9 protein-coding genes, 16 tRNA genes and 1 pseudogene are annotated in these 8911 nt (G+C 44.3%); 4 read left to right on the top strand and 22 right to left on the bottom strand.

Annotated elements, in window-relative coordinates; translation table 11 throughout:
* Window positions 1–229: 229 nt before the first annotated feature.
* From RM347_RS35085 to RM347_RS34985, 21 genes and pseudogenes are all read right to left on the bottom strand, one after another.
* On the bottom strand, window positions 230–1198 hold the full coding sequence (locus RM347_RS35085; protein ID WP_322719131.1) for a ParB/RepB/Spo0J family partition protein: 969 nt from the start codon (window positions 1196–1198) through the stop codon (window positions 230–232).
* Window positions 1195–1962: a ParA family protein gene (locus RM347_RS35080; protein ID WP_322719130.1), complete on the bottom strand. Its 768-nt coding sequence runs from the start codon at window positions 1960–1962 to the stop codon at window positions 1195–1197. Before RM347_RS35080 ends, RM347_RS35085 begins: the two co-directional genes overlap by 4 nt.
* 401 nt (window positions 1963–2363) lie before the next feature.
* Window positions 2364–2438 (bottom strand) — tRNA-Lys (locus tag RM347_RS35075).
* A 130-nt stretch (window positions 2439–2568) separates the two neighbouring features.
* Window positions 2569–2646, bottom strand: a tRNA-Leu gene (locus RM347_RS35070).
* 20 nt (window positions 2647–2666) lie between these two features.
* Window positions 2667–2740, bottom strand: a tRNA-Leu gene (locus RM347_RS35065).
* A gap of 3 nt (window positions 2741–2743) precedes the next feature.
* Window positions 2744–2820 (bottom strand) — tRNA-Pro (locus RM347_RS35060).
* Between the two features lies 1 nt (window position 2821).
* Window positions 2822–2899, bottom strand: a tRNA-Leu gene (locus RM347_RS35055).
* Window positions 2900–2927: 28 nt separating this feature from the next.
* Window positions 2928–3001 (bottom strand) — tRNA-Gln (locus RM347_RS35050).
* A 5-nt stretch (window positions 3002–3006) separates the two neighbouring features.
* Window positions 3007–3081 (bottom strand) — tRNA-Asn (locus RM347_RS35045).
* A gap of 9 nt (window positions 3082–3090) precedes the next feature.
* Window positions 3091–3168, bottom strand: a tRNA-Phe gene (locus tag RM347_RS35040).
* A 6-nt stretch (window positions 3169–3174) separates the two neighbouring features.
* Window positions 3175–3269, bottom strand: a tRNA-Arg gene (locus tag RM347_RS35035).
* Window positions 3270–3275: 6 nt separating this feature from the next.
* Window positions 3276–3360 (bottom strand) — tRNA-Ser (locus RM347_RS35030).
* 4 nt (window positions 3361–3364) lie between these two features.
* Window positions 3365–3446: transfer RNA gene (locus tag RM347_RS35025), tRNA-Tyr, on the bottom strand.
* A 6-nt stretch (window positions 3447–3452) separates the two neighbouring features.
* A tRNA-Glu gene (locus RM347_RS35020) sits at window positions 3453–3526 on the bottom strand.
* Between the two features lie 185 nt (window positions 3527–3711).
* A tRNA-Cys gene (locus tag RM347_RS35015) sits at window positions 3712–3785 on the bottom strand.
* 6 nt (window positions 3786–3791) lie between these two features.
* Window positions 3792–3865 (bottom strand) — tRNA-Arg (locus RM347_RS35010).
* 3 nt (window positions 3866–3868) lie between these two features.
* A tRNA-Glu gene (locus RM347_RS35005) sits at window positions 3869–3945 on the bottom strand.
* A 3-nt stretch (window positions 3946–3948) separates the two neighbouring features.
* Window positions 3949–4024: transfer RNA gene (locus RM347_RS35000), tRNA-Asp, on the bottom strand.
* 202 nt (window positions 4025–4226) lie between these two features.
* A pseudogene (locus RM347_RS34995) lies at window positions 4227–4775 on the bottom strand (HNH endonuclease).
* 360 nt (window positions 4776–5135) lie between these two features.
* Window positions 5136–5294, bottom strand: coding sequence for a hypothetical protein (locus RM347_RS34990; protein ID WP_322719129.1), 159 nt, complete (start codon window positions 5292–5294; stop codon window positions 5136–5138).
* A 29-nt stretch (window positions 5295–5323) separates the two neighbouring features.
* Window positions 5324–5653 (bottom strand): hypothetical protein, encoded by a 330-nt coding sequence (locus tag RM347_RS34985; protein ID WP_190730343.1) that lies wholly within the window; start codon window positions 5651–5653, stop codon window positions 5324–5326.
* Between the two features lie 163 nt (window positions 5654–5816).
* Here RM347_RS34985 and RM347_RS34980 point away from each other — a divergent pair, with 163 nt between their 5' ends.
* From RM347_RS34980 to RM347_RS34965, 4 genes are all read left to right on the top strand, one after another.
* Window positions 5817–6278, top strand: a complete 462-nt coding sequence (locus RM347_RS34980) for a hypothetical protein (protein ID WP_322719128.1) — start codon at window positions 5817–5819, stop codon at window positions 6276–6278.
* Window positions 6275–6670, top strand: coding sequence for a hypothetical protein (locus tag RM347_RS34975; protein WP_190730341.1), 396 nt, complete (start codon window positions 6275–6277; stop codon window positions 6668–6670). The genes RM347_RS34980 and RM347_RS34975 overlap by 4 nt, the downstream gene beginning before the upstream one ends.
* Before the next feature lie 274 nt (window positions 6671–6944).
* Window positions 6945–7292: a hypothetical protein gene (locus RM347_RS34970; protein WP_322719127.1), complete on the top strand. Its 348-nt coding sequence runs from the start codon at window positions 6945–6947 to the stop codon at window positions 7290–7292.
* 569 nt (window positions 7293–7861) lie between these two features.
* The gene (locus tag RM347_RS34965) at window positions 7862–8731 is read left to right on the top strand and encodes a hypothetical protein (protein WP_322719125.1); all 870 of its coding nucleotides are present in this window, start codon (window positions 7862–7864) and stop codon (window positions 8729–8731) included.
* On the opposite strand, the gene RM347_RS34960 is transcribed toward RM347_RS34965, so the two are convergent.
* The coding region (locus tag RM347_RS34960; RefSeq protein ID WP_428850673.1) for a hypothetical protein at window positions 8728–8911 on the bottom strand (184 nt) is incomplete at its 5' end. The genes RM347_RS34965 and RM347_RS34960 overlap by 4 nt on opposite strands.

Raw genomic sequence — 8911 nt, 5'->3', positions numbered from 1 at the left:
TACTGAATCGGTGTTCTAGGCAGCAATTAGAAGAAAATCTTTCTGTATTAAACTCACCTCAAATTTCAAAGCAAGAAGTAGCCCATTGGCAGGAATATGGCGACTTGATTTATGGAACTGGGCAAGATGCGTTTGATACTCAGTGGGTTTGAGGACGAGTTGAAAGCGTATCTAAAGACTGCTGGTTGCGATCGCTATAAGGCGACTCCTTTGTGAGCATCGCAATTTTCTATTCAGTTTTCATCAATGCTTCCAACTGAGCTAACAACTTCTCTACTTTGGATTTTTTCTTTGGGTCATCCCACACTTTCGCTTTTTTGAAGCGTTGAAAAGTATTATCAACACGCTCTTTTATGGATGCTGATTCTGTTTGCTCTGATGACTCTGATTTAGTCTGCTGTTCAATTTCTTTGATTTTGCGTTTAATTTCACTCAGTGAGAGATTGTAGGCGATCGCATCTTCTAAGAGTTGTTTTCTTGTTTTTTCATCTTGAATTCGGGCGATCGCCAGTGCTTTAGTATATTCAATCTGTCCAGAACGTAGCACTTCCAGCACATCTGGAGGTAAATTGAGCAGTGGTAGGCGATTTTTGACAAACGATTGCCAACTCATCCGTCCCAAAGACGCAAATAATTCTTCAATTATTTTGGTTTGGGGTTGAGACATAACGTTATGTCTCAGTTCGGAATTTTCTTCATAGCGATCGCAAACGTTTCTCATCCGGTTGAGATGACTAATTACTTCATCTTGTGCCATCTCCAACCGCAACACCAACAATTCCAGGATACCTTCGGTTTCTTCTAGGGGATTGAGGTCTTCACGTTGAAGGTTTTCAACGAGGCGCACTTGATACGTAATCGCATCGTCCATCTCCCTGATAACAACAGGAACCTCGGTTAATCCTGCCATTGATGCGGCTCTATAGCGTCGTTCCCCCGCGACCAATTCATAATCACCGCCAGAGAGGGGACGCACCAACAGAGGTGCGAAAATACCCAGTTTTTTGACCGAACGTGATAGTTCCTCTAGTTTTTTAGGGTCAAAGTAGCGCCGGGGCTGTGAGGGAGGTAGTTTAATTAAGTTGATGGCAACAGTATTTGGTGAATTAGCAGTACTTTGGGTTTGGTTAAAGCTTTCACCTAGTAGGGCAGCTACACCTTTTAACTGGCTGGTATAGGGTTGTTCTTTTTTGCTCACTGTAGTTTTTCTAAACTGAGGGCGATTTTTTTTAGTACAGCGACGGCAGGATGTTTGGGATTATATAGTGCTAAGGGTAAGCGTGCTTCACTTGCATCAGCAAAAGCAATAGATTTAGGAATGGGTTCGTAAACTGTGGCCAGGGGTGAAAGTTGTTCTGTGATAGCTTTCATGGTTCTGCTTTCTTGGGCAGTACGTGCATCATACATTGTGGGGATGAAGCCAGCAATTGTAAGTGTTTTATTAGCACCTTTGCGGAGTGTGGCTACAGTTCTTAATAGTAAGTCAGTTCCTTGAAAGGATTTGAACTGGCACTGAATAGGTACTAAGACATGGGTTGCTGCTACTAAGCTAATAACGCTGAGGATGCCTAAAGATGGCGGACAATCTATCAAAATAAAATCATAGTTGTCTAAGACGGGGGCAAGTGCATTTTTTAGTCGCATTTCTCGCATCAGAGCGGCAACTAGTTCTAGTTCTGCGGCACTTAAGTTGATATTGGCTGGCACTAAACCCATGCTGTGAATAGGTTCAGAGTGAATTGGTAACGGTTCCTCACCCACCACTGCCTCATAGACTGTTTTGGCGGTAATGTCCGGTTCTAGCCCCATAAATGTCGTCAGTGACGCTTGGGGGTCAAGGTCTATCAAAAGTACGCGATTTTTCTTTTTTTGAGCGAGGTGATAGCCCAAGTTCATTGTTAAACTTGTCTTTCCTACTCCCCCTGATTGATTAAATAGCGCAATAATACGGGTTTTGCTCACAAGTGATAAATTACAGTTGTAATTAAAAATGCCTCTAATACAGGCAGATTGTAGCTCTGGAGTAAAGGTAATACAACTGGGAACAGTACATTTGTTACAAATTAAGGTTGTAAGGGCTGTAAGGTAGTTGTCAAGCTTCTTGGTCAGAAGACACGACAAAAGGCGATGCCTACGGCGGTAAACTACGCACCCTGGATCTCCTTTCCTATGAGTGAAAAATTGTTAATTGAGTGCAGCCGCTATCCCACTTCATAGCAAAAAAACCCGGCGTTAAGTACCGAGGTTCGGGGAAAATCTTTTCTGTCAATGGCAGATACCGATGGCGCAGGAATGTATGAGGTAGGCGATCGCAGCAGGAAACACTGGATCGCCTCTTCCACTTGGGTTACAGGGGCAAGTTTTGGTGGGCGCTACAGGAGTTGAACCTGTGTCAGCCTGATTAAGAGTCAGGAGCATAACCGTTCTGCCAAACGCCCAAGATTGGATGGGTCGCCCAGGGGTTGTTCGCGTAGCGTTCCCGAAGGGTACCTGGATGAATCCGCTTAAAAGGCGGCTGCATACCCGCTCTGCCTTTCTTGTATGCCCGAAGGGCTTTACGACCCAATTTGGTACTCCCGACAGGAATTGAACCTGCAAAAATTCCGTCCCTCAAACGGAAGCGTTTACCAATTTCGCCACGGGAGCATGGTTGGGCAATTGCCCAGTACCCTTGGTGGGAGTCGAACCCACAAAATCTGGTTTCTAAGACCAGCACGTTTGCCAGTTTCGTCACAAGGGCAAATGGTCGGGATGGCAGGATTTGAACCTGCAACCTTCAGCTCCCAAAGCTGCCGCGCTACCAAGTTGCGCCACATCCCGTTGGTACTCCTGACGGGAGTTGAACCTGCACACAGACTGTTTTTGAAACAGCCGCCTCTTCCAGTTGGGCTACAGGAGTATAATTTGGCTGCTCTATGAAAGCAGAACTGGGAAGGAAGGAATCGAACCCTCAAACTTCGCATTCAAAGTGCGACGGCTTTGCCTGTTTGCCTACTTCCCAATAAATGGCTGCCCCAGTAGGACTTGAACCTACAACCCCCGCGTTAACAGCGCGTTGCTCTGCCATTGAGCTATGAGGCAATGTGCCAGTCCCCCAGGTCGGAATCGAACCGACGACAAGAGTATTTTTCAGACCAGTGCTCTCTACCAAAACTGAGCTACCGGGGGATAAGGCGAGAACGGAGAGACTTGAACTCTCAATCTTGGCTACGCCACGCTACGCGAACAGTTTCGTAATCTGAGATGTTATCCAGTTACACCACGTTCTCATAAGGCGGAGAGAGAGGGAGTTGAACCCACAGTGGACTTACATCCACGACTGTTTAGCAAACAGCTTGCTCTGCCGATAGCAATCTCTCCAGAATGGGCCGGGCCGGAATTGAACCAGCAACACTGAACGCGGCGGTTTTACAGACCGTTACCTACACCAATAGGTGAGCCGACCCATGAGGCAGTGCCGACGGGAGTTGAACCCGCAAACCCAGGATTGAAAGACCTGTGGCTTTACCAATTTGCCTACGGCACCACAAATGCAGAGACGCTTGTTTTAAACCTAGAACAACAGTTTTGGAGACTGTGATGTTGCCGTTACACCATCCCTGCATTTGGTAGCAGTGGCGAGAGTCGTTCGCGCCAGCGTTCCCGAAGGGTACTCGCATATACCAAGTTATGAGCTTGGGGCTTTGCCGTAAATCGCTACACTGCAACGTTTGGAGTCCAGGGCGAGAATTGAACTCGCACAGTCGGTTTTGCAGACCAACACCCTACCATTAGGCGACCTGGACATACTACGAGGACGACAGGAATCGAACCTGTGACCACTTGCCTCGGAAACAAGCGCTCTTTCCGACTGAGCTACATCCTCATTTGGAAGCCTTGACGGGAGTTGCACCCGCTTCTCTCTGACTGAGAATCAGAACGACTTGTCTATTTGTCCACAAGGCTACACGGGGATGATGAGATTTGAACTCACGTTCTTTCGCTCGACAGGCGACTGCTTTAAACCGGACTAAGCTACACCCTCACGTTAGATGGCAATTATTTAGTTTTCATGGTTCAGAAGTGTTTGCGCTATGCCTTTTTGAGAGGCTGTAGTGCTTCACTACATATATACTACAGAATGTAGTATAGGGTGTCAAGGCCATACTACAAACTTTTTGAAAGAACTGAGAGGGCAGTGTTACGTAATGGCGCTCATTGTCCTCTCTGACTAGGGTTGAAGTTAATTACTCGTTCTCACTCAGGCGTTGTGCGTTCCAAAACTGTTCGGCAAATGCTACTGCTGGGTGAATTGGGGCTTTAGGCTTGCTTTTGAGTACCATTCCAGCTTCATGAGGTAAGCGTAGACGCGAAGCGGCTTGTCGTCAGACATCGCTCTTAGTTTGGTTGCATCGTTCACACGCTGTTACAACGTTGTCCCAACTGTGCTGCCCACCTTTTGAGCGGGGTATTACATGGTCAAGGGTCAGACGCTTGCTGCTACCGCAGTATTGGCAGGTGTGGTTGTCTCGCTTGAGTACCTCACGCCGATTTACAGGTGGTACTTTCCAGTGGCGTTCGGGATTGCCAACAGTCAAGCGAATATGTTCGGGAACTTGTAGTACAACACTAGGTGAGCGCACTTCCCACTGCTTTGTAGTACCAAAATTCAACGATTCTGCCTGACCTGTGACTAACAGCACGATTGCTCGTTTGATGTTGATACGTGCCAGTGGTAAGTAGTTTTTGGAGAACACCACCACCGAATTTTGTAATATGTGTGGTTGAGCTTGCATCACTGGATTCACTCCTCAAAAAATAACCCCCGCCTCTGAGATTCAGGAGCGGGGGTCAGGTAGTTGATACTTTTTGCCCTATGTTGGTGCTGTAAGACATTTGCACCTCCCGCTTTGGATAAGTTGTTCTAGATTCAGCCATCCGGCAATTACTCCAAAAATACTTTCATGCTGCAATTTTCCGCCGCCAAAACAATACATTCCCTCAAATGCAAATAGCACGATTACTCTGCCTAAACCCTTGCTGGCTCGGCAATGCACCGCGCTATTAATAGTTGAGGAGAATCTGCTTATCATTGAAAGCTTGTAGTATTTGTAATTGGGACTTATATCAATAATACAGTTGTAGTATACGTTTGTCTACTGCCCTCTGATCCAGCCTGTGGATAAGAGTGCATTTGTTCTGGGAGCGTTTGCTTTCTCTGCACTCAAAAGCAAAGGCGATCGCATCCCCAAAGAGCGATCGCCCTTTTCCTCTAAGAAAATTGTTAGTTGAGAGTCTGGGCGATCGCTTCCCAATCTGGTCTAAAGTTTTCCCCTTCCATGAACTAGCCCTCATCCCCCGGCTTATACTCTAGCCCTTCACCCTCACCAGGGACTATTTTTTGAGCAGTGTTATTAAGAATTTGCTCCCACATTTCATCAAAGGTAATACCCCGCTTTTTGGCTAGATACTCCACCCGCTCTTTGATTAACTTATCCCGCTCCTGAAGCTTGGCACATAGCAGGGATTGAGCTTGCACAACCTTAGTACGACCGTTTACCCATGCGTCCACAGTCAGCACATCATTGTAATATTCCCCCAAACCGGGGATAGCTAACCTTTCATCCTTTCTGGGCATTTCGTCCTTTCTGGGAAATATCTCTACTGCATCCATATTGCTACCTAAGCGCTGCTATTGTGCCAAATCTGCCCCAGAATTGGCACAAAAAAGGTTTATTCAAATAGTCTATCCCGTATTTGGGTCAAATACGGTGCAAATTTGCCCAGATTTGATAGGATGCAAGAGTACATAAGATATATTTAAATCCAAGTCAAAGATGAATTTTCGTCAAGTTATTGCCATAACAACAAGCCTTGTTCTATCTGGGACTAGTTTATATAAAGGCCCAGTTAACGCGAATCCTGCGGTACTTGCACCCGCCGCTTTTTGTGCAGGCACGGCTGGGGTAGGATGTGTGCTTGTTGGAGTTGCTATTATAGGTGGCACTGTTTACTATGTCTGGCAATCTGGGGACGGAAAGCATTATGCAGCAGATGCAAATGGAGAGATTAACAATTCTGAGAGATTGGTTGGTACAGCAAAGCCTTTGCAGAGTTCAGCTATTTCTGGAATAGAAGCAGCAAAACTAGGAGATGCTTACTGGGCTAATACTGTCACCGACTGTTACAAGATTGGTAAAAAGTTAGGTAAAACACTCAAGAGACATCACATTGCTGTTGGTGGTGGATACTGGTGTATTTTCCCTGGAGAACAAACAAGTTTTGGAGATAACAGATGAACTTGCAAGAATTACAACAGTTCAACGAGCTAAGAGGCGACACACTATTAACATCCATCCTGACTTTTCCTAGCTTTAATGCACCAGGATATGAACTTACGGGTGGAATGGAGGTTTGTTGTGGAGTCAATGATGCAATTGCTGAGATTGAGCCTATAGTCTGGACTGCTGGTTACAAAAACAACCCGGAACATGAATGGAAGCTGGTTAGCTACGAGGTGTTTGTACCTCAAAAAATGGTTTTAGTAGCTCCTGACAATATGCATTCGTGCGAAACTGCAACAATACATAATGCTGTCATATTTTGCTATTACAGTCCGATAAAACCAGAAGTAATTAACCAGTTGATTCAACAAAATCAACCTTGGGTTTTAGACAAGAGTAATAGTTAAAATTAAGATTCTCTTACTGCGCCCAATAGATACAATTGGCAATTCCTCACTTATCCCTCCAGTGATGTCAGTCTTAGGCTGACAGGCTGGGGGGATATGTTTGTCACTGCGCCTCGGCTTGCCAATCGAAGATAAAGAGCTAGGTTTTTCAAAAATTTTTTGTTATTTTGAATATCAACATATTCATAATCATAATTATGAGTTTTTTTGGACAACTACTGAGATTTATTTGATAGTTAAGGGAAATATATAATTAGTAACAATAATCTTTTTTATGACAACTACATTAGACCTATCAAAATTCCTATATTGCCGCAATTGCGAAATGAAAACCCATCATTACAAAGATTTAAAATATGACTGGGGGTATAGCTGCCGCATTTGCCAAACTTGGCAGCATCAAAGCCAACTGATATCTATTCAGCAGGGCTATGCTGCTAAGGCAATTATTGAAGCGATAGGTAGTGAATATGTTATCTGGTATGACGGCACACTAGAACAATTTATTGAAGCTGCTGAAGCTTTAGATATGGATTATGATTATCAACAAACTATAGATGGATATGATTTTAAAGCATGGTATCCAGGCGATGAAGATAATGAAGCCAAGATATGTTTTTAACTATCCTCGCTTGTAAAAATGAAAGCACGAACGATAACAGCAACATTTAAGTATTGTAATTCAGGTACTCAAGAAGTTAAAACAGTTAACTGCTTATTTACTGATAGAAATGAAGAGTATGAACTGACAAAGGTTTTTGTAGTTGAATTTGGACATGAAGTATTATTTTCAAAGAATGACAATACATTCTTAGTTAATGACTAGTTGAAAGGCGATCGCTCCTATCTTTGCAACCCGATAGCAGGGCAGCAAAGATAAGAGCTTTTACCTGAGAGAGCTGGGCATTTGAGTACCAGTTCCAAAAGGGGACTTGTCAGGCTTCCCCCAAATCAGCCACAGAAGTAGAATTACCTAATCATCAAGATGCCCAGTGGTGCGTAGCTTGCTGCCGTAGGCATCGTTGGGTATCCTCCACTCTAGTCTGTGCTTTGTGCGATCGCCCCCATTCTTGAGATTTTTAGAGGAAAGTTGAGTTATTGAGTTTTCCTCTAAGAACTTTTGTGGTATTAATTTACACAGTTAACTTTTTTATTCGACATCTTTTCCTAATTAGATAACGGAGTCAAGACATGTCTCAGAAAATTGCAATAGCCATTATCCACGGCATTGGGACAGCTAATCCAGAGTTTGCAAACGAAAAAAATCCGGACAAATTTGTTAGCGGTATTGCCCAGCGGCTAAAGTCTCGGTTTTCAGCTCTAATGGGGGAAAAACTGGAGGATGCAGATTCAAAACTTAAAATTAAACCAGTTTACTGGGCACCGATCCTTCAGGATATTGAGGATGAACTAGGGAAAAGATTGTCAATTGACAATCTCAACAACTTTTTTGGACTCCGTGAGTTTGTGTTTCATTCTCTAGCAGATAGCATTGGCTACCAGATTACTCCTACCAAGAGAAATATCTACGACACAGTACATCAAAAGTTTGCTGAAACGCTCACAGAGCTAGCTGAAGACGATGGAGAAAAATATCCTTTGTGCGTTATCGGTCATAGCCTTGGGTCAGTAATAGCAAGCAACTACATCTGGGATCTTCAAAATAAGCAAGCCAACATAGAAATAGGTAACACTCCATTACAGAAGGGAGAAACGTTCTCGCTGTTCTACACTTTTGGTAGCCAAATCGCTCTCTGGGGGCTACGGTATAGCGATTTTGGGACACCAATTGCAGTTCCTTCACCCGAACTTTCACAACATTACCCAAATATAAAAGGTGAGTGGCTCAACTTTTATGACAGGGATGATGTTCTCGGATATCCCATCAAGAATATAAATGACAAGTATAAGGCTGTTGTTAAGGCTGATATAGAAGTCAATGTTAGCAACTTTCTGATTAATTGGACTCCTCTTTCACATAATGGGTACTGGACAGACAGTGAAGTTATTGAGCTGATTGCTCAAGGTCTTGTCAAAACGTGGAAGAGTGCCTATCTCTAAGATCGCCCTCCAGTTCTCTTGGGAAGTGAGGCGTAGACGCGCAGCGCAAAGCCGGAGACGTTTCCTGTATTCTCCGGGCTTGTCCCCGAATATTGCATACATCCAATTATCCAATCAAAACCTCGGCAGCACTGTACCCGTGCCCGCGTCTTTCTTCGTGCGGACATAAGCCTTTGTTGT

It is taken from the genome of Nostoc sp. ChiQUE02, from assembly GCF_034531305.2.
Lineage (GTDB): Bacteria > Cyanobacteriota > Cyanobacteriia > Cyanobacteriales > Nostocaceae > Nostoc.
Note: the sequence above shows the minus strand (reverse complement) of the source record. Positions and strands in the feature narration are given on the sequence as shown.

What these genes read in the sequence shown, in the direction of transcription:
- RM347_RS34985 (WP_190730343.1), bottom strand. Translation starts at nt 5,653, where the DNA reads ATGGATGCAGTAGAGATATTTCCCAGAAAGGACGAAATGCCCAGAAAG.
- RM347_RS34980 (WP_322719128.1), top strand. Translation starts at nt 5,817, where the DNA reads ATGAATTTTCGTCAAGTTATTGCCATAACAACAAGCCTTGTTCTATCT.
- RM347_RS34975 (WP_190730341.1), top strand. Translation starts at nt 6,275, where the DNA reads ATGAACTTGCAAGAATTACAACAGTTCAACGAGCTAAGAGGCGACACA.
- RM347_RS34970 (WP_322719127.1), top strand. Translation starts at nt 6,945, where the DNA reads ATGACAACTACATTAGACCTATCAAAATTCCTATATTGCCGCAATTGC.
- RM347_RS34965 (WP_322719125.1), top strand. Translation starts at nt 7,862, where the DNA reads ATGTCTCAGAAAATTGCAATAGCCATTATCCACGGCATTGGGACAGCT.